Annotated in this window: 15 protein-coding genes and 2 pseudogenes; 8 read left to right on the forward strand and 9 right to left on the reverse strand. The window is 61.1% G+C overall.

Annotated features, from left to right (window positions below; all coding sequences use genetic code 11):
• Positions 1–229: 229 nt before the first annotated feature.
• The 5 genes and pseudogenes from NJC40_RS21860 to NJC40_RS21880 all read left to right on the forward strand — a co-directional run.
• Positions 230–826 (forward strand): annotated as a pseudogene (locus NJC40_RS21860) (methyl-accepting chemotaxis protein); the annotation flags it as partial.
• A gap of 433 nt (positions 827–1,259) precedes the next feature.
• Positions 1,260–2,144, forward strand: a pseudogene (locus NJC40_RS21865) (cache domain-containing protein); the annotation flags it as partial.
• Between the two features lie 201 nt (positions 2,145–2,345).
• Positions 2,346–3,050: a methyl-accepting chemotaxis protein gene (locus NJC40_RS21870; RefSeq protein ID WP_492180582.1), complete on the forward strand. Its 705-nt coding sequence runs from the start codon at positions 2,346–2,348 to the stop codon at positions 3,048–3,050.
• 247 nt (positions 3,051–3,297) lie between these two features.
• Entirely contained in the window at positions 3,298–5,766 is a 2,469-nt protein-coding gene (locus NJC40_RS21875) for a sensor domain-containing protein (RefSeq protein WP_045491876.1), read from the forward strand.
• Between the two features lie 78 nt (positions 5,767–5,844).
• Positions 5,845–7,077 carry an IS4 family transposase gene (locus tag NJC40_RS21880; protein WP_253143067.1) on the forward strand — a complete coding sequence of 411 codons (1,233 nt, stop codon included), beginning with the start codon at positions 5,845–5,847 and terminating at the stop codon, positions 7,075–7,077.
• An 854-nt stretch (positions 7,078–7,931) separates the two neighbouring features.
• Here the strand turns inward: NJC40_RS21880 and NJC40_RS21885 are convergent.
• From NJC40_RS21885 to NJC40_RS21920, 8 genes are all read right to left on the reverse strand, one after another.
• The gene (locus NJC40_RS21885; protein ID WP_253143021.1) at positions 7,932–9,209 is read right to left on the reverse strand and encodes an OprD family porin; all 1,278 of its coding nucleotides are present in this window, start codon (positions 9,207–9,209) and stop codon (positions 7,932–7,934) included.
• 79 nt (positions 9,210–9,288) lie between these two features.
• On the reverse strand, positions 9,289–10,491 hold the full coding sequence (locus NJC40_RS21890; RefSeq protein WP_253143022.1) for a benzoate/H(+) symporter BenE family transporter: 1,203 nt from the start codon (positions 10,489–10,491) through the stop codon (positions 9,289–9,291).
• Positions 10,492–10,573: 82 nt separating this feature from the next.
• Complete coding sequence (locus tag NJC40_RS21895) at positions 10,574–11,914, reverse strand: MFS transporter (protein WP_253143023.1); 1,341 nt, start codon at positions 11,912–11,914, stop codon at positions 10,574–10,576.
• Between the two features lie 120 nt (positions 11,915–12,034).
• A complete protein-coding gene (locus tag NJC40_RS21900; protein WP_253143024.1) occupies positions 12,035–12,805 on the reverse strand; it encodes a 1,6-dihydroxycyclohexa-2,4-diene-1-carboxylate dehydrogenase in 771 nt (256 codons plus the stop codon).
• A gap of 15 nt (positions 12,806–12,820) precedes the next feature.
• Complete coding sequence (benC, locus tag NJC40_RS21905) at positions 12,821–13,831, reverse strand: benzoate 1,2-dioxygenase electron transfer component BenC (RefSeq protein WP_045491886.1); 1,011 nt, start codon at positions 13,829–13,831, stop codon at positions 12,821–12,823.
• Positions 13,832–13,877: 46 nt separating this feature from the next.
• Positions 13,878–14,366, reverse strand: a complete 489-nt coding sequence (gene benB / locus NJC40_RS21910; RefSeq protein ID WP_045491888.1) for a benzoate 1,2-dioxygenase small subunit — start codon at positions 14,364–14,366, stop codon at positions 13,878–13,880.
• Positions 14,366–15,721 carry a benzoate 1,2-dioxygenase large subunit gene (gene benA, locus NJC40_RS21915; RefSeq protein ID WP_045494852.1) on the reverse strand — a complete coding sequence of 452 codons (1,356 nt, stop codon included), beginning with the start codon at positions 15,719–15,721 and terminating at the stop codon, positions 14,366–14,368. Before benA ends, benB begins: the two co-directional genes overlap by 1 nt.
• Before the next feature lie 434 nt (positions 15,722–16,155).
• The gene (locus tag NJC40_RS21920; protein WP_045491891.1) at positions 16,156–17,115 is read right to left on the reverse strand and encodes an AraC family transcriptional regulator; all 960 of its coding nucleotides are present in this window, start codon (positions 17,113–17,115) and stop codon (positions 16,156–16,158) included.
• A 278-nt stretch (positions 17,116–17,393) separates the two neighbouring features.
• Here NJC40_RS21920 and NJC40_RS21925 point away from each other — a divergent pair, with 278 nt between their 5' ends.
• Positions 17,394–17,789 carry a hypothetical protein gene (locus NJC40_RS21925; protein ID WP_253143025.1) on the forward strand — a complete coding sequence of 132 codons (396 nt, stop codon included), beginning with the start codon at positions 17,394–17,396 and terminating at the stop codon, positions 17,787–17,789.
• Between the two features lie 18 nt (positions 17,790–17,807).
• Here the strand turns inward: NJC40_RS21925 and NJC40_RS21930 are convergent, their stop codons facing one another.
• Positions 17,808–18,134 (reverse strand): hypothetical protein, encoded by a 327-nt coding sequence (locus NJC40_RS21930; RefSeq protein ID WP_253143026.1) that lies wholly within the window; start codon positions 18,132–18,134, stop codon positions 17,808–17,810.
• Positions 18,135–18,282: 148 nt separating this feature from the next.
• Here NJC40_RS21930 and NJC40_RS21935 point away from each other — a divergent pair, with 148 nt between their 5' ends.
• Positions 18,283–18,798, forward strand: coding sequence for a sigma-70 family RNA polymerase sigma factor (locus NJC40_RS21935; RefSeq protein ID WP_045491899.1), 516 nt, complete (start codon positions 18,283–18,285; stop codon positions 18,796–18,798).
• Complete coding sequence (locus NJC40_RS21940; RefSeq protein WP_253143027.1) at positions 18,798–19,748, forward strand: FecR domain-containing protein; 951 nt, start codon at positions 18,798–18,800, stop codon at positions 19,746–19,748. Before NJC40_RS21935 ends, NJC40_RS21940 begins: the two co-directional genes overlap by 1 nt.
• Positions 19,749–19,758 lie beyond the last annotated feature (10 nt).

A 19,758-nucleotide genomic window follows, 5' to 3' on the forward strand; every position in this document is an offset into this window, starting at 1 on the left:
CAATGCTGCGCACAGCATTCTCGATGCCTCCCAGAGCGCAACCCGGGTCTCGGGCAACATGGCCGACGCCGCCAATCGCCAGCGCGAAGCGGTGGACATGGTCTCTACCGCCTTCCACGAAATGGTCGCCACCGCCAACGAAGTCGCCCGCTCCTGCAGCCAGGCCGCCGAGTCGGCCGACACCAGCCAGCAACAGGCCCGCGACGGTCAACGGCAGATCGACGACGCGGTGCACAGTGTCGACCAGCTCAGCGAGGAAATCGCTCGCTCGGCCAAGGACATGAGCCAGCTGGAAAAAGACAGCAACGACATTCAGTCGATTCTCGACACCATCCGTTCGATTGCCGAGCAAACCAACCTGCTGGCGCTCAACGCCGCCATCGAAGCGGCGCGGGCCGGTGAACAGGGCCGTGGTTTTGCCGTGGTGGCCGACGAAGTCCGGGCGCTGGCCAAACGCACGGCCGACTCCACCGCAGAAATCGACACCCTGCTCGGCAATCTGGCCCGCCGTACGGCCTCGGTCGCCCAGCAGATGCATTCAAGCCTGGAAGTGTCGCAGCAGTCAGTCAGCAAGATCGGCCAGGCACGCACCAGTTTCGGCCAGATCCGCGAATCGGTGGATGTGATCCGCGACATGAACACCCAGATCGCGACCGCCGCCGAAGAGCAGCATCAGGTCGCCGAGGACATCAACCGGCACATCAGCCAGATCCATGGCGATGCACAGCTGGTGGTGGAACTGGCTCAATCGGCACGGGTGGATTCGCAAAGCCTGGCGTCGCTGTCCAATGAACTCGATACCCTGGTGCGCAAGTTCCGCACCTGATTGCTACCCTGCTCAAGCAAAAGGCGGCTTAGGCCGCCTTGTTGTTTTCTGGCCTCCCCGCTCGCTCAGTTTTCGCCTAAACCCCTCTAGTTCAAGCATTGCCAATGATCCCCGATAGAAAGAATTGGCATACCATCAGACAAAAAAGCTAAAGAATCGCACTTATTGGCCGAGACCCTGACGGTTACTTGCCAAGCCCCGGTTTTCTGGCGGCTAGACCCACCCTGCGTGCACAGCGGCGGTCGCATCCCGGTCCTAATAACAATCTGGAGCCTGAATGAACATCAAACAAAAGCTGACCGGTGCCTTCGCGGTTATCGCGTGCCTCCCCATCGTGGTGGTGGCCAGCATCGTTATTCTCAATTTGCGTAGTGAAGCGACCGACACCTTCACCGACAGCAGTGGCCGGGAAATCCGCCAGGTCGAGAACGCCATGCAGCTGTTTTTCGAAGGCATCAGCCAGAACGTTGATAACCTGGCCAGCCACCCGCTGCTGCTCAATGCCGGCAACGATGTGAAGAGCTACGTCAGCGCCGATGCTCAGAGCGTGGCTGCCTCGGACACCGACCGGCAACTGACCGACCTGTTCAGCCGCCTGATCAAGAGCCACCCGGCCTATGCCTATGTGCAGTTTGGCCTGAGCAATGGCAGCTATGCGATCGGTCCGGGCGAGCCCGACCTGAAAAGCTATGACCCGCGTACTCGCCCCTGGTACAGCCTGGCGATGGCCAGCCCGAACAAGACGCTGCGCACCGAAGCGCATTACTGGGCAGCCGACGACGCGGTACTGGTCAGCACCGTCCGGGCGATCCCCACCGCCTTGGGCAATCCGGGCGGAGTGATCAACATTGATGTGTCACTCAAACAACTGACCACCATCGTCAAGCAGATCAAGCTGGGCAACAGCGGCTACCTGATGCTGGTGGAAAACAACGGCAATGTGCTGGTCGACCCGAGCAAGCCGGAACACAACTTCAAAAAGCTCGCGGAGCTGGGCGACGGCTACAGCGAACTGGCCAAGGCCAGCCAGGGCCTGCGCGAAGTGCAGCTCAATGGCGAGCGCTACATGGCCAACGTTTACCCGTCGACGCAACTGGGCTGGAGCTTTATCGGCCTGATCAAGCGTGACGAAGTCATGGCCTCGGCCAATAACCTGACCTGGCTGATCGGGGTGATTGCCGCCGTATTGGCCGTGGTCTTTGCGCTGATCGGCACCAGCTTCGCCAGCCTGATCGTACGCCCCATCAATGATGTATCCAGCGGGCTGGAAAGCATTGCCCAGGGCGAAGGTGACCTGACCGTGACCCTGGCGGTACGTGGCAATGACGAAACCGCCAGACTGGCCGGCTGGTTCAACCAGTTCCTGGGCGCGATTCGCAGCCTGATCCAGCACATCGCCGGCGCCGCCAGCAGTATTCTGGCGGCCTCACGCAGCGCCACCCAAGTGTCAGGTGACATGGCCGACGCCGCCAATCGTCAGCGTGAGGCAGTGGATATGGTCTCTACCGCCTTCCACGAAATGGTCGCCACCGCCAACGAAGTCGCCCGCTCCTGCAGCCAGGCCGCCGAATCGGCCGACACCAGCCAGCAACAGGCCCGCGACGGCCAGCGGCAGATCGACGACGCGGTGCACAGTGTCGATCGGCTCAGCGAAGAAATCTCTCGCTCGGCCAAGGACATGAGCCAGCTGGAAAAAGACAGCAACGACATTCAGTCGATTCTCGACACCATCCGCTCGATTGCCGAGCAAACCAACCTGCTGGCGCTCAACGCCGCCATCGAAGCCGCGCGCGCCGGTGAGCAAGGCCGTGGGTTTGCCGTGGTGGCCGACGAAGTCCGGGCGCTGGCCAAACGCACCGCCGACTCCACCGCCGAGATCGACACCCTGCTCGGCAACCTGGCCAGCCGCACCGCCTCGGTCGCGCAACAAATGCATTCGAGCCTGCAGGTGTCGCAGCAGTCGGTGAGCAAGATCGGCCAGGCACGCAGCAGCTTCAGCCTGATCCGCGAGTCGGTGGATGTAATCCGGGACATGAACACCCAGATCGCCACCGCTGCCGAAGAGCAGCATCAGGTCGCCGAAGACATCAACCGGCATATCAGCCAGATCCATGGCGATGCGCAGTTGGTGGTCGAGCTTGCGCAGTCGGCAAGGTCCGACTCGCAGAGCCTGGCGTCGTTGTCTGACGAACTCGACGCACTGGTACGGCGCTTTCGCACCTGATTGGCGCCGCGCCGCGCACATCAACAGTGCGCGGCGCTGACCGTCGGCCTATCAGGAACGCACTCCTGATTGCGCATCGTTAACACCCGCAGTTTTCTTCCCCCCTAATTGGCGTGAAATAACCTGAATACGGGTGTCGCTCAATTACCCCCACGTGAAATAATGGCAATGCGCTAGCCAGCATGCTTGCGCACCATTAAAGTGCAGTACGCACACCCTGCCCTTACCCTGGACGATATGTGTAGCAATGACACTGGTAGCTGAAAACACGGATGTGATGTATCGCCTGCTGGTGCAGAGCGTTGTGGGTTATGCCATCTATATGCTGACCCCGGAGGGAGTAGTCGCCAACTGGAACAGCGGCGCCGAACGGGCCAAGCAGTACAAGGCTGAAGAAATCGTCGGTCAGCATTTTTCGTTGTTTTATAGCGAAGACGAACGTGCCCGTGACGTCCCCATGCACGGCCTGAACATTGCTCGTCAGACCGGCCGGTTCGAGGCTGAAGGCTGGCGCCTGCGCAAAGACGGCAGTACCTTCTGGGCGCACGTGATCATCGACGCGATTCGTGCTGATGACGGTACGCTGATCGGTTTCGCCAAAGTCACCCGTGACGGGACGGCGCAACGGCAGGCCTTGATGGCCCAGCGCGAACAGGAACGGCGCTTTCGTCTGCTGGTGCAGGGGGTTCCTGACTACGCGATCTACATGCTTGACCCGGACGGCCATGTCGTGAACTGGAACTCCGGAGCGCAGCGCACCAAGGGTTATCTGGCCGAAGAAATCGTCGGTCAGCACTTCTCGCTGTTCTACACCGCCGAGGACCGCGCCAAAGGCCTGCCGGATCGGGGCCTGGCCACCGCACTGCGTGACGGCCGGTTCGAGGCCGAGGGCGTGCGCCAGCGCAAGGATGGCAGCACCTTCTGGACTCACGTGCTGATCGTCCCCATGCATGACGAAGACGGTCTGTTGATCGGCTTCTCCAAGATTACCCGGGATATCACCGAGCGCCGCGAGGCCGAGCTGCAGGTGCTGGCCGCCAAAGAACTGGCCGAGCGCTACAGCGAAAAAATGGCAGCCCTGTCACGCTTTCTCGACTCGGTGATCGGCAGCATTCCGGCCGGGGTTATCGTGCAGGACGCCAGTACCCGCGAGGTGTTGCTGGCCAACGAGCAGGCGCAGCGAATTTTTGGCAGCGCACAGTCAATGGTCGGCCGTCGCGTGCATGAGTGCCTGCCTGCCAACCTGGCCGACTATATTCGCGAACAGACTAATCAATGCCTGAACGGCGCCGGCATGCGGCTGGCCGAAGATCGTTTGCGGACCGCCATCGGCCCGCGGGTGCTACGCACCAAGAGCCTGCGCCGCATTGATGTCGATGCGCACTCGGACTATGTGCTGCTGATTACCGAAGACGTCACTGACGAGATCGCCGCCCGCGAGCAGATCCATCATATGGCGCACCACGACTCATTGACCGGTCTGGCCAACCGCACCTTGCTGCACGAAGAGCTACAAGCGGCGCTGCACAATTGCGCCATGAATCAACGCATGGTCGCCACCCTGTGCCTTGATCTGGACAAGTTCAAGAACGTCAACGACGCTTTCGGCCATGCCTTTGGCGACAAGCTGTTACGCGCGGTGGCCGAACGGCTGCACGGGGTACTGCGCGACGAAGACACCCTGGCGCGGCTGGGCGGCGATGAATTTGCCATTGTCCTGCCGCGCATCGATCGCCCTGAAGACGCTTTGCGTACTGCGCAGCGCATCATCGATTGCATCGCCCCGGCGTTTCTCATGGACGGCCATAACTTCCTGATCGGCGTGAGTATCGGTATCGCTTTTACTCGCAATCCGCACGAGCACGCCGAACTGCTACTCGGTCATGCCGACATGGCGCTGTACGAAGCCAAGCGCAATGGTCGCAACCGCTATGAGGTGTTCCACGAGGACATGGCCGAGGCTGCCCAGCGCCGTCGGCTGATGGAAATCGATCTGCGCAAGGCGCTGCACCTTGGCCAGTTGCACCTGTATTACCAGCCCATCATTGGCATGGACACAAGCTGCATCACCGGCTACGAAGCCCTGATGCGCTGGCAACACCCGTCAAAGGGGCTGGTGATGCCGCTGGAGTTCATTCCGGTTGCCGAGGAGACCGGCCTGATTCACGAGGTCGGCGCCCGGGCCTTGAACCTGGCCTGCCAAGAGGCGTGCACCTGGGGCACTGAGCAGAGTGTGGCGGTGAACCTGTCGCCGGCGCAGTTCAAGAACCGCGAGCTGGTCAGTATCGTCAAGCTGGCGCTGGATGACTCGGGCCTGGCGCCACATCGTCTGGAGCTGGAGATCACCGAGTCGGTGTTGCTGGAAAATAACGAAGAGAACCTTGAGACCTTGCGTGCACTCAAGGCCTTGGGGGTCGGTATTGCGCTGGATGACTTTGGTACCGGCTATTCGTCGCTGGGCTACTTGCGTTCCTTCCCGTTCGACCGGATCAAGATTGACAAGTCATTCGTGCATGAGATGGAAGAAAGCCGTGAGGCGATGTCGATCATTCGGGCGATTACCGGGATCAGCAGCAGCTTGTTGATCAAGACTACGGCTGAAGGGGTCGAAACCGAAGAGCAGTATGCGCGGCTGCGGGCCGAGGGCTGCTCGCACCTGCAGGGGTATCTGTTTGGCAGGCCGTCGCCGACGCATGAGCGCAAGAAGAAGATGTGATGTGGCGGTAGGAGCGGCTTTAGCCGCAATACTGTTCAGTTAGACGAAGTGAATGCTGGCCGAGCTATCCTCCTGTAAATGGCTCAGGAGGACACGCCTGTGGCTCGGACACGCAAATGCCTTCCAGACTCCCTCGATCTGGCTCATTTGATCAGTGCAGGTGTGTTGATAAACAGCTGTCCTCGTACCTTGATCGACGAAGTTCTCAAACAAACAGGACGCGGCAGCCAACGTGAACGTCTGTTAACTGCCCCCACCGTTGTCTATTACGTAATGGCCATGGCGCTTTGGCGTGACGCTCCGCTCGAAGAGGTTTTACGGATCGTCTGTGAGGGCGCGAACTGGCTCAATATTGGCGCCGGAGCTCATCCTCACAACCTCCAACTACCCACCAAATCGGCGATTTCGGCCGCCCGCAACCGGCTAGGTGCCAAAGTCATGCAGGGTCTCGCACAACGGGTGCTACGCCCGCTGGCCACGCCCGAGACCCGAGGTGCCTGGTATCGTGGTTGGCGCTTGATGGGCCTTGATGGCACCGTCCTCGACGTGGCTGACGAGCAAGCCAACGCCGACTACTTTGGCTACCCGCCTTCATCGAGAGGTAGCAGTGCGTTTCCACAACTGCGGCTCGTCAACCTGGTCGAGTGCGGAACCCATGTCATCACGGCGGCCCAGCTTGGGAATTGCCGCCAGAGCGAGCAAACCCTGGCAGAGCGATTGTTGCCCGAACATCTTCGATCTGACGAGTTACTGATGGCCGACCGGGGCTTCTACAGCTTCAAGCTTTGGAGTTTGGCGACTCAGTGTGGAGGTAAATTGCTTTGGCGAGTCAAAAGTACCGTCAAGCTGCCAGTCGAAGAATGCCTCAGTGATGGCTCGTATTTGAGTACGACGTACGAACTCCATGGCCGAAACCGAAAAAACAGCCATCGCGTACGGGTCGTGGAGTTCACTCTGGTGGATGAGGAGGGGCAACTGGGTGAGCGCTACCGACTGGTGACCAACCTGCTAGTGCCTGAGGAAGCTCCTGCAGCAGAGTTGGCCGCCTTGTATCACGAGCGCTGGGAGGTCGAAAACGTCTTCGATGAACTCAAAACCCATTTGCGCGGAGCCAGCACGGTACTGCGCAGCAAGAAGCCCGAACTGGTCAAGCAAGAGATGTGGGGTTTTCTACTGGCACATTTTGCAATCCGCCAGTTGATGATCCAGGCGGCTGATAAGGCAGCGATCGACCCGGACAGGCTGGGTTTTACGAACGCCGTGTGGGTAGTCAGAAGGAAGCTGCCGCAAGCGGCAGCTTTTCCCCCCTGAGCACGTCGAACTTTGGCGTGAATCGGTTTTGAAAGAGATCTTGCGCGGCAAGTGCATCAGCAGTCGAGGCAAGGCCAATCCGCGAGGCGTTAAGCGCAAGATGAGCGGCTATCCCGTCCGACGACGAGGACAGCCCCTCAATCGGCCATGTAGTCAAGTACCCATTTTTGCTTAAGTGAACAGTATTGGCTTTAGCCGCAATACTGTTCAATTAGGCGCCGCAAATCTCTGTGGGAACGAGCTTGCTCGTGAAGAGGCTGTTAAGTCACAGCATTTGTAGTGAATGTGCCGCCGTCTTCGCGAGCAACCGTAGCGCCGGCCGGCTCTTACCACCGGGGGCATGCAGTTCCTAAGTGAACAGCGTTGGCTTTAGCCGCGAACGGTTTGGTTCGTTGCAAGGATCATTGCCGCGGTTGTCTGTGCGTTGGGTTCCGCTCTTTACGAGCGGGTTACTTTGGGGCGCCAAAGTAACCAAAGCGCTAGCTCCGGTCTTGGCCCCCTGCGGGGGTCCCCTCGCTCCGGTGCCGATTTGGCGGTCGGCGCGATGGGCGTCCTGCCCAGCGCACCTAAAGCCGGCTTCCCTGCCGGCTTTCCCACCAAATCGACACCTACGCTCGGCCAGCGCCAATCGTCGCGATTGGCGTCGTCTGTGCCATCTCGGCTCGAAGAGCAAGATCAACGGCAACGGCAATGGCAATGGCAATGGCAATGGCAATGGCAATGGCAATGGCAACAGAGCTTTCGAGCCGGGCGCGTTTTTTTGGAATGCGATCTTGCAGACGCCGACAATCGCGACCATTGGTGCTGGCACGGAGCAAAAGGTCAATTCGCAACTGAAGCGAAGCGCTGAGCGCCTACAGCAGTTTCCATGTATAGCTAAGAATCAGCCGGTTTTCGTCGATATCACTGCGGTAGTTGGAACGTGCCGCAACGTTACGCACGCGAATGCCCAGGCCTTGCAAGGTGCCGCTCTGCACCACATAGCCGATGTCCAGATCGCGCTCGCGGTCTTTGCCTTCATAACCGGCCCCGGTGGTGACGTTGTCGCCGCTGATGTAGCGCACGGTGGTGGTCAGGCCGGGTACGCCCAGGGCGCTGAAGTCATAGTCATAACGCACTTGCCAGGAGCGCTCGTCGGTGTAGGCGAACTCGTAGGTCGGCACTTCGTTGCCCAGCGGGGTGACGTTGGCAAATACCCTGGGGAACGGGCTGTCGCCGTACATGGCCTGGTAGCCAACATAAAAGGTGTGCCCGCCGCGCTTGGCCGACAGCAGCGAGAAGAACGCCTGGTTGTCGATAGTGCCAAGCAACTTGTCGCCATCTTCTTTGGCGCTGTAGTAACCCAGGTTGGCGCCCAGCACCCAGTTGCCCACTGGCTGGCTGTGTTTGAGGCCGACGAAGCCTTGCGCATAGATGTCTTCAAGCTGGCCGTACCACAGGCTCAATGAGCTGCGTTTGTCGTTGAAGCTGTAGTCGCCGCCCAGGTAGTTGAAGGCATCGGCAGCCGCCTGGCGTTGCGGCACATGGCCAAGCATGGCGTTGAGTTTGTCGTCGCCGGCTTCGTTGCGCAGGTGGGTGCTGTTGAGGTGACCGGCCTGCAGGGTCAGCCCGCTGATTTCGCTGGAGCTGAGCGCCACACCCTGGTAGCTCGGCGGCAACAGGCGAATATCACTGAAGCTCAGCACCGGCAGGTTGGGTTGCAGTTCGCCAACTTTGAGTTCGGTCTTCGATAGCCGCGCCTTGAAGGTCGCCGCGACCCGGCTGTACTCATCGGCTGCCCGGCCATCGCCGTGGGTAGGCAGCAAGCCGGTGTTGACCCGATCCGGGCTGCTGTCGAGTTTGATACCCAGCAGCCCGGTAACGTCCAGGCCGAACCCGATCACACCTGGGGTGTAGCCGGACTTCACATTGAGGATGAAGCCCTGCGCCCACTCCTCCTGCTTTGACTGCCGGTTGGCGCCGACAATGTCAGAGAAATCACGGCTGAAGTAGTAATTGCGCGCTTGTAAGGTGGCACTGGCGCCGTCGATAAAGCCCTCTTTCTCCGCCGCGCCGGCGGTTAACGCGGTCAGCGGCAGGCTCAGGCTGACCAGGCTGATGAGGTGACGCTTGGCGATCTGCTGTTGGCTCATGGTTGTTCTCTTGTTGTTATGAATAAGTGAAGCCTCAGCGCGCCGAAACCGGCACAGCCTGCGCTGAGGGGCAACGCTTTCAGGTTTTTTCGCCAGGCAAGGCCGCCACCGATGACGGCCGTCGTGCCTGCATCGCGACGTGCACGATCACCCCCGCCAGCAAGCCCCAAAAGGCCGCCGACAAGCCGAGCAATGACACCCCCGAGGCGGTCACCAGAAAGGTGAACAGCCCGGCGTCGCGCTCAGCGGGTTGCGCACTGCTGCGGCTCAGTGCCTCGCTGATTGCACCGAACAGCGCAAGCCCGGCCAGTGCAGCGATCAGTTCTTTGGGAAAGGCAGCAAACAGCGACACCAGGGTGGTCCCGGCAATGCCCAGAATCAGGTACAGCAGGCTGCCAGACAGCGCCGCGATGTAACGCCGCCTGGGGCTTTCATGGGCTTCGCGGCCGGTACACAGGCTGGCGGTGACCGCCGCCAGGTTTAGGCCATGGCAACCGAACGGCGCCAACAAGGCGCTGCCTAGGGCGCTGGCGCTGATCAGCGGGCTGGCCGGGGTCTGGTAACCGGCGTTGCGCAGTACCGCCATACCCGGCATGAATTGCCCGGTCAGCGCCACCAGTACCAGCGGCAAGGCCAGATTCAGGGTCGCTTCAACGCTGAACTCAGGCGTGATCAGGGTCGGTGTGGCCAGCCCCAGCACCAGCGCATCGCCCTTGAAATCACCGTTCAGCCAGGTCATCAGCGCACCCACCAGCAGCACCGCCATCACCGCGTAACGTGGCAACAGGCGCCGCATCGACACATAGGTGGCGAACATTGCCAGCACCAGCCAGGGCTTGGCCGGCAGTGACTCGAACAGCGCCGTGCCGAAGCTGAACAGAATCCCGGCTTGCAGCCCCGCAGCGATCGAACCCGGCAAGCGGGCAATGATTCGGTCGAAGGCGCCACTCAGACCAACCACCCCGATGATCAGGCTGGCGACCAAATAAGCGCCCACCGCCTGGTTGAGCCCCAACTGCGGCAATTGCGACACCAGCAACGCACTGCCCGGAATGGACCAGGCAATCACCACCGGCACCTTGTAGCGCAGACTGAGCAAGCCGCCCAACAACGCGCTACCGATGGAAATGGCCCAGATCCACGACGACAGTTGGGCATTGGACAACTGCGCCGAGTCAGCCGCCTGGAAGATAATCACCAGCGGCCCGGCATAGGAAATCACCGTGGCAATGCAGCCGGCCAGCACCGCAGACAGGGACGCATCCTTGAACAGGTCGTTCATGGGACCTCGCAAGACGTAGCATTTTTATAAGCGAGCGGAGCCTCTGCGCGAGCGCCAGGCCGCTCGCTCGCGCAGATGGATTTCAGGCTTGCCTGGCCAGCAGCGGCGCACTGGCGCTCGTCTGGCGTTGCGCGCTGATGGCGAACACGGTCATGGCAATCGCCGCGATGGCACCGGGGATGGCGAAGGCCATGAAGTTCAGTTGCAGCGGCAGGTTGATGCCCATCAGCGCGCCGCCGAGCAGCGGGCCGACGATGGCGCCGTTGCGGCCGATGCCCGAGGCCCAGCCAAGACCTGTGGAGCGCATCGACAGGCCGTACAGCTGCGCCGCGCCGGCATACAGCAGAATCTGGGTACCGATGGTGGTGGCCCCGGCGATGAAGATCAGCAGGTACAGCACTGGCATCGGGCTGTTGAAGCCCAGCAGGCTGATCGACACGGCACCCAGAATGAAGAAGCCTACAGTGACTTTGGTCAGGTTCAGACGGTCACCCAGCCAGCCGCCGAAGATCGCCCCGAACATCCCGCCGAAGTTCAGCGCCAGCAAGAACGACAAGCTCGAGCCCAGGCTATAGCCGGCATTGGCCATCAGTTTCGGCAGCCAGGAGCTGAGCGCATACACCATCAGCAGGCAGCAGAAGAACGCCACCCACAACGCCAGCGTGCGCACCGCACGGCCCTCGCGAAACAGCTCCAGAACCGCCACGCCTTTGCCTTTGGCATCGCTTACAACCAGTACGTCATCGGTCGTGAGGTTGTGGCTGGCATCGAGCCGATTGAGCAGTTTGCGCGCTTCATCACTGCGGCCCTGGCGCACCAGAAAACCGATTGACTCGGGCAGGTAGTAGAGGATCGCTGGCAGCAGCAACAGCGGCAGTGCGGCGACCAAGAACATCGACTCCCAACCGAAGCGCGGCAGCATGAAGATGCCCACCCCGGCCGCGAGCATGCCACCGAGTGAATAACCGCTGAACATCACCGCCACCAGGGTGCTGCGCATACGCTTGGGGGCGTATTCGTTCATCAGTGCCACGGCGTTGGGCATCAGGCCGCCACAGCCTAACCCTGCGATAAAGCGGCAGATACCAAACTCGGTGGGGCTGCTGGCGAAGCCGTTGACGATGGTTGCGCCGCTGAACAGCGCAAAGCAGATGGCAATGCCCTTTTTGCGCCCGATCCGGTCAGCCAGGCTGCCGAACGCCAAGGCACCGAACATCATCCCAAACAGCGCGTAGCTGCCCAGTGCACCGGCCTGCAGCGGGGTCAGCCCCCACTCTTTCATGATCGCAGGCAATACCACGCCATAAATGAACAGGTCATAGCCGTCGAAGATCAACAGCAAGGCACACCAGCTCATCACCATCCAGTGGAAGCGGCCGAACCGCGCGTTGTCGATAATTGCGTGTACGTCGATGTTTCGCATGGCATCAATCTCTTGTTTTTGTTGTGGAGAGCATTGCTGCGTATAAGCTTTTTCAGACAGTGCCACGCACTGCATTGGTCGGCACTCCGGTTGCCAACCAATGCAGCGCACAGCGCTGCCCTACCCCAGATCCCCGCCGCCTACCGGCAACGTCACGCCGGTGATGTACGAAGCCTCGTCCGAGGCCAGGAACAGAATGGCGCCAACCTGCTCATCAAGGCTGCCGTAGCGTTTCATCAGGCTGCTGCCCAGGGTCTGGTCGACGATCTGCTGATACCAGACTTGCTCCTGCTCGCTCTGGGGCGCAGCGTTGCGCGCAATGCGCCGCGGTGGCGCTTGGGTGCCGCCCGGTGCAGTGGCATTGACGCGGATCCCGCGCCCGGCGGTTTCGAACGCCAGGCAGGCGGTCAGCGCGTTGACCCCACCTTTGGCCGCGCCGTAGGGCACGCGATTAACGCCACGGGTGGCAATCGACGACACGTTGACGATCGCGCCGCTGCCCTGCTCCAGCATGTACGGCAGTGCGGCATGACAGCACCACAGGGTCGGGAACAACGAGCGACGCACCTCCGCTTCAATTTCCTGTGCCTGATAGTGCTCGAAGGGCTTGGCCCAGATGGTCCCGCCCACGTTATTGATCAGCACATCCAGCCGACCAAAGCGCTCAACGGCCGCCGCCATGACCCGCTGCGCGTCTTCGCAGCGCTCAAGGTCAGCGGTCAGCGCCAGGCATTGGTCGTCCAGGCTGTCGGCCAGCTCGAACACCAGCTCGCTACGGTCCACCGCCACCAGCCATGCGCCTTCGCTCAGCAACCGCTCGGCGAGCCGTCGGCCAATGCCTTGCGCGGCACCGGTGACCAGCACCACTTTGTCTGCAAATCGCTTGCTCATCACAGCCTCCCTGGCTCAGGCCGCACTGGCGGCGAATTTTTCGAAATAGAAGTTCGCCGGCGTGATGCCCTGCTCGCGAATGAACTGGCTGACCGCCTCGACCATCGGCGGCGGGCCGCACAGGTAGACATCAACGTCGCCGTCGTTGAGATGCTTGGGCTCGATGTGATGGGTGACAAAGCCCTTGTGCGGGTAACTGCTGTCCGGGCTGGACACACAGGCGCTGTAGCTGAAGTCGGGAATCCGCGTGGCGAAATCGGCCAGCACGTCCATCTCCACCAGGTCGCTGTCATGGGTCACCCCATAGATCAGATGCAGTGGGTGCTCGCTGCCCTGCTCCACTATTTTCTCCAGCATCGCGGTGAACGGCGCCAGCCCCGTACCACCAGCCAGCAGCAACAGCGGCCGCTTGATGTCACGCAGGTAGAAACTGCCCAACGGGCCGGCCAGGGTCATGCTGTCGCCGGCCTTGGCCATACCGGTCAGGAAGCTACTCATCAACCCGCCCGGCACATTGCGGATCAGAAAGCTGACCTCGCCGTTTTTCTGCAATGAGCTGAACGAGTAGGCGCGGCTTTGCTCGCTGCCCGGCACCTTGAGGTTGACGTACTGACCAGGCAGAAACGCCAGCTGGCTCAGCGACTCACCTTTGATTTTCAGGGCGATGGTGCTGTCGGAGAGCTTCTCGACCTGGCTGATCGCCGCCTCAAAACTGGCCTGGCGGGTCTTGCACACATCCGAGGACGCCGGGATACGGATCACGCAGTCACTTTCAGCGCGCATCTGGCAGGTCAGTACATAGCCTTGTGCGGCTTCGTCTTCAGTCAATGCGTCTTCGATATAGTCCTCGCCCAGCTCGTAGCGGCCGGCTTCGGCGAAACACTTGCAGGTGCCGCAAGCGCCGTCACGGCAATCGAGCGGGATATTGATACCTTGCCGATAGGCCGCATCAGCAACCGTCTCGGTGGCAGCGGCGTCGATGAAACGGGTCACGCCGTCTTCGAAATTCAGGGCAATCTTGTGCATGACGCACCTCGCAGCAGCAGTCGGCCAGTCATCCAGCCACGCCGATTCAGATGTGATAAACGTCGATCAGCTGACGTACGTAGTCGTTCTTGAGCACCACTTTCTTGGCCCTGATCAAGGGCTGCCCACCGCGGATATCGAGGGTGTAGAAGCTGGTGCCGAAATAGCTGTCGACGGTCTTGTAGCGAAAGCTCAGGGTGTGCCAGTTGAAACGCACCTTGCACTGCCCGTCGTCCTGCTCCAGCACTTCGATGTTGCTGATGTTGTGCGAGGTGCGGGTGTCGGGAATGGTTGCGCTGGAGCGTTCGGTCTTGATCCGGAACACCCGGTCTTCCAGGCCGCCACGGTTGCCGTACCAGATCAGCGAGATTTCCTTTTGCGGGTCTTGGGTCAGCTCGTCGTTATCGTCCCAGGCCGGCATCCAGAAGGTCGCGTCGCTGCTGTACAGTTCCAGCCAGTTGTCCCAGTCGGCGTCATCCAGGTAGCGCGCCTCGCGGTACAGAAAATCCCGCACGGTTTCATACAGGGCGCTCATCACACAGCCTCCACAGGGATCAGTTGCGGTTCGTCAGCTACGGCCTTGAGCATGGTTTGCTGCCAATACTTGTGTTGCAGCACGAACAGACCCTCGTCTTCAGTGCGCACCCCGGACAGCAACGGTTTGAGTTCGATCTCCTGGGCGGCGGCATCAGCGCCCTCGATCCAGTGCGCGGCACCGCGCGACATGTCGTTCCAGCCCCGTGAACCCTGGTAGCCCATCTGGCACGAGCGGAATTCTTCCAGGTCGTCCGGGGTGGCCATGCCGCTGACGTTGAAAAAGTCTTCGTACTGACGAATGCGCTTGGCCCGGGCCTCGCTGCTCTCACCCTTGGGGGCGATGCAGTAGATGGTGATCTCGGTCTTGTCCACCGCAATCGGCCGGGCGATGCGGATCTGCGAGCTGAACTGGTCCATCAGGTACACATTGGGGTACAGGCACAGGTTGCGCGAGTTCTGGATCATCCAGTCGGCACGGGCCTGGCCGAAGTCCTTGGCCAGTTCGTCGCGGCGCTCGAACAGCGGCCGGTCTTCCGGGTTGGCCCAACGGGTCCAAAGCAGCAGGTGGCCCTTGTCGAAGGAGTAGAACCCGCCACCGGTCTTGCCCCAACTGCCGGCGCTCATGGTCTTGATCTCTTCACCGGCTTCACGCAGCTTGCGCTGGTTCTGGGTGGCAGCGTAGTTCCAGTGCACGGCGCTGACGTGGTAGCCATCGGCGCCGTTTTCGGCGGTCAGCTTCCAGTTGCCTTCGTAGATATAACTGCTGGAACCACGCAGCACTTCCAGGCCCTCAGGCGACTGATCGACGATCATGTCGATGATCTTCGCCGACTCGCCCAGGTGCTCGACCAACGGCAGCACATCGGCATTCAGGCTGCCGAACAGAAAGCCCCGGTAAGACTCGAACCGCGCCACGCGGGTCAGGTCATGGGAGCCTTCGCAGTTGAAGCTTGCCGGATAACCGGCGTCCTTGGGGTCCTTGACCTTGAGCAGTTTGCCGTTGGTATTGAACGTCCAGCCATGGAACGGGCAGGTATAGGAGGATTTGTTGCCGCGCTTGTGCCGGCACAGCATCGCGCCGCGATGGCTGCAGGCATTGAGAAAGGCGTTGAGTTCGCCGTCCTTGTTGCGGGCAATGAAGATCGGCTGGCGACCGATGCTGGTGGTCAGAAAATCATTGACCTCAGGGATCTGGCTCTCGTGGGCCAGGTAGATCCAGTTGCCTTCGAAGATGTGCTTCATCTCCAGATCGAACAGGCGCGCATCGGTGAACATCTCACGCTTGCAGCGGAAGATGCCCTGCTCCTTGTCTTCCTGGAGCAGTGAGTTCAGGTAGTCGAATCCCAGGGACATGGCCAGGGCCTCCATTGTTATTGTTCAGGCCGGGTCAGGTTAGGGTCAGGGCGGGATGGGCAATATCCGGTTCTTGCAGATCGCTATCCGTTTTCTGCAAAGCGGGGGTTGGCCAGGGGCATTTGTGGGAGCGGCTTTAGCCGCGAAGATCTTTCGGTTTATGCAAAGGTCATTGCCGCAGTTGCCTGTGCCTCGGGTTCAGCCCCGACGGGCGGGTCACTTTGGTTTCGCCCAAAGTAACCAAAGGCATTGCTCCTGGCTTGGCCCCGCCCTTTGCGGGCGGGGTTCGCTCACTCCGGTGCCGATTTGGCGGTCGGCCAGCGCCAAAGTCGCGTTCGGCGGCGTCTGTGATATCTCGGCTCGAAAAGCAGAAGCAGCGGGAGCAGCGGCGCAGAGAATCTGCCGCCCGGTAGTGCCTACCGAGCCAGCAGGCGTTACAGCTGTCGGCGCTTAAGGGTATCGGAGGGCAGTTCGCCGAAGCGCTGGCGGTAGCTTTCCGAGAAGCGCCCCAGGTGCAAAAAGCCATGGTCCATGGCAATTTCGGTGAGGCTGCGCACGGTGCAATTGGGGTCTTTGAGGCAGGCATGGATGCGTTCAAGCCTGCGCTGGCGCACGTAGAGTTTGGGCGTGACGCCCAGATGCCGCTCGAACAGCCCGTACAGGCTGCGCAGGCTGACCCCAGCCTGGATGGCCAGGGCATCGAGGTCGATATCGTGTTTGAGGTTGCGCTCGATGTAATCGAGCAGCCGTTCGAACACTGCCGGCTGCCCGGCGAGGTTCTCGCGGCTGACGTTGGTCTTCATCAGGGTCAGCATCTTGCTGGCGACAATCTGCGCGTAGTGCTCCTCGACCTTGAGCATCCGCTCGTCAGCCTCAGCCTCCTGACAGACCATGGCCAGCAGATTGACGAAGCCATCGAGGCCCGGCAACTGATAGCGATTTTCGGTAAACCGCACCCCGTCACGCGGGTGCTGCCAACGCTGCTGTTCGCACACCGACTCGATCAGGCTCACTGGCATTTTGAGGATGAACTTCTCGCAATCATCCGAATAGGTCAGGTCCACCGGGTCATCAGGGTTGATCAGCAGCAGCTCACCGGGGGCGAAGTAATGCTCCTGACGATGCCCACGCCACAGGCAGTGGCCACTCAACAGGATCTGCAAATGGAAGATGGTTTCCAGCGACTGGGAGATGACCCTGACACTGCCGCCATAGCTGATGCGGCACAGGTCAAGGTTGGCGAACTGGCGATGGTTGAGGCTGGCCAATGGACGGCCTGCTGCCGGCATACGAATATTATGGGTACCGACATGCTGGTTCACATAGCCCGATACGAGATGCGGGTCGGCACGGTCGAACACCCGACTGCGCTCACTGAGCAGACGACTATCCATAAGGCAAGGCACTCTTGTAATTATTCTTGTCGGGCTGCCGTGGCGTGGTCGCACCAGGCAGAGGCTAATCGGCGGTGCTCTGACGGCCCACTCATCGGTCACTGGCCTTCAGAGTAAGGTCGCCGCGCGACAAGCGTCAATCAGCCTTCAGTGCTATCCGGGCGATAATCGAACGGGACCGTCAGGCCGTACTTGACAGGAGCGTCTGGAACGCGGCTTGTAGCTGATCCGTCGCGAACGGATATTCACATTTGGATACGAGTGAGTATGCTGCAACCATGAGCACGAGCCCGCTTCGCCATCCCTGCCCGCCCGGCGCCTGTGATTGTCGGCGTGAACAATTGCACGCACCCGGCACCGACCAGCGCATCCTGCTGCTGACCCGCGAGCAGGAAAAGCGCTTGCTCGAACGCCTGGAAAACGTCGAAAGCCTGGCGCAACTGGAACATCTGCAAAAGCGGATCTTCGAACAACTGGGGGTTCGGGTGCACATCGCCCCCGGTTTTAATGAAGTGCGCAGCATGCGCGGTATCGGCATTCACCTGGACGACCTGCCCGGCTTATGCCGCAAGACTCGCCAGGCGATCCCGGCGGCGATCCGCCGGGGCCTGGAAAAGCGCCCGCACATCGCCTGGGACCTGCTTAACGCCAACGACCTGCTACGCGATACCTGAATGGCTGGCGCCGCAGGTTCAGCCCCGCGACAACATACGCTTGAGAATCAACCCGACCCCGACAGCGACCAGCGCAGCCTTGCCCGGATTGGCGCGGGCGAACGCCTTGGCCTGTTCCAGCTTCGACGGGCCGGCGCTGACCGGCTTGGGTCGTTTGGGCGAAAGCAGAGCGTCAGCGCGGTCGAGCAGTTGACCTAGCAGATGGCGCGACTGCGGTCCGCGATTAGCGCCAATGGCGTGACCGCGTTTGATCAAGGCATCGGCCTGATCAAGAAAGCTGTCGAGTTCCGAACGGGTCTTGTCGTGCAGGTCGCGAGCGAGCTTGTCGGAAATATCACGGGCCATGAACTGTACCTTTTTAGGTGGGGGATACAGCGTTGACTGCGTGGCGAGCGGCTTCGTTCCCGGCATCATGAGCGCTATCTGCCACTTGCATGACTGCCGTGCCCTCACTAGCATTGGGAACCTTTCTCAAATGCTAGCCATTCACGCCATGAGTGATGTCCCACCAGCGACTTCCGCGGCCCACCTGAGCATGATCGAAGCCTTGTACAGCAGCCATCACAGCTGGCTGTACAGCATGCTGCGCAACAAGCTGGGCAATGCCATGGATGCGGCAGATCTGGCTCAGGATACCTTCACCCGGATCCTGGCCTCACGCGTGACCCGCATCGAACAGCCGCGTGCTTACCTGCACTGTGTGGCCAAGGGCATTCTGGTCAACTGGTATCAGCGCAAGGCGCTGGAGCGCGCCTACCTTGAGGCGCTTGCGCAGCTGCCTGAGCCAGAGGTGCCATCGCCCGAGGTGCGGCTGATGGTGCTGGAGACGCTGCATGACATCGACGCCATGCTCGATGCGCTGCCGCCGCTGGTGAAGCGCACCTTCCTGCTCTCGCAGATCGCCGGCCTCAAGTATCAGGACATCGCCACCGAATTGAACATCTCGCTGATCAGCGTCAAACGCTACATGAAGCAGGCCTTCGTCCAGTGCCTGTTGCTGGTCGAATGATGTCTGCAACCGGTGAGCATCAGGCCCTGGAAGAAGCCGCTGAATGGCTGATGCGCTTGAACGAGGGCGGGCTGAATGAGCATGAGCGGGTCGAGTGGCTGGCCTGGCAGGCCAGTAGCCCGGCGCGTGCGCACGCCTGGCAGCGCGCGCAACTGTTGCAAAGCAAGCTTGGCGGTTTGCCGCCGACACTGGCCATGGCGGCGCTGGATCGCCCGGCCAGCCGCGAGCGTCGGGCGCTGGTCGGCAAGCTGGCCGTGCTGCTGGCGGTGCTGCCGACCGGTTGGGCGGGCTGGAAGGTTTTCGACACCGGGCATTGGTCGGCGGACTACCGCAGCGCTGTGGGTGAGCGCCGCGAGCTGACCCTGGCTGATGGCTCACAGCTCACTCTCAATACCGACACGGCCATTGATGTGCGCTTTGATGACCAGCAGCGCCTGATCCGCATGCTGGCCGGTGAACTGCTGGTGCAGACCGCCAGCGACCGGCGACCGTTGCGGGTCAGCACGGCGCAAGGCCGGATGCAGGCGCTCGGGACGCGGTTCATCGTGCGGGTGCTCAAGGCCAGTACCCGCTTGCAGGTGCTCGAAGGCGCGGTGCAGGTCCAGCTCAATGATGCGCAGGCAGGCGCTGCGAGGCGGGTCAATGCCGGGCAGAGTGTGCAATTCACCAGCCGCGAATATACCGTGCCTCTGGCACTCGACCCGGCAGCCGGCGCCTGGACCCGCGGCATGTTGCTGGCCGATAACCAGCGCCTTGACGACTTTATCGCTGAGCTGGGCCGCTATCGCCCCGGCGTGCTGCGCTGTGACCCGGCGATTGCCGGGCTGCGGGTGGCCGGCGCCTTCCCGCTGCAAGACACCCGACGCGCCTTGCAGATGCTGGCGCAAACCTACTCACTGACGGTCAGCGAGCATCTGGGCGGCTACTGGACAACGTTGTCAGCGACGTAGGCCGGATTAT

It is taken from the genome of Pseudomonas sp. 21LCFQ02 (assembly GCF_024129895.2).
GTDB lineage: Bacteria > Pseudomonadota > Gammaproteobacteria > Pseudomonadales > Pseudomonadaceae > Aquipseudomonas.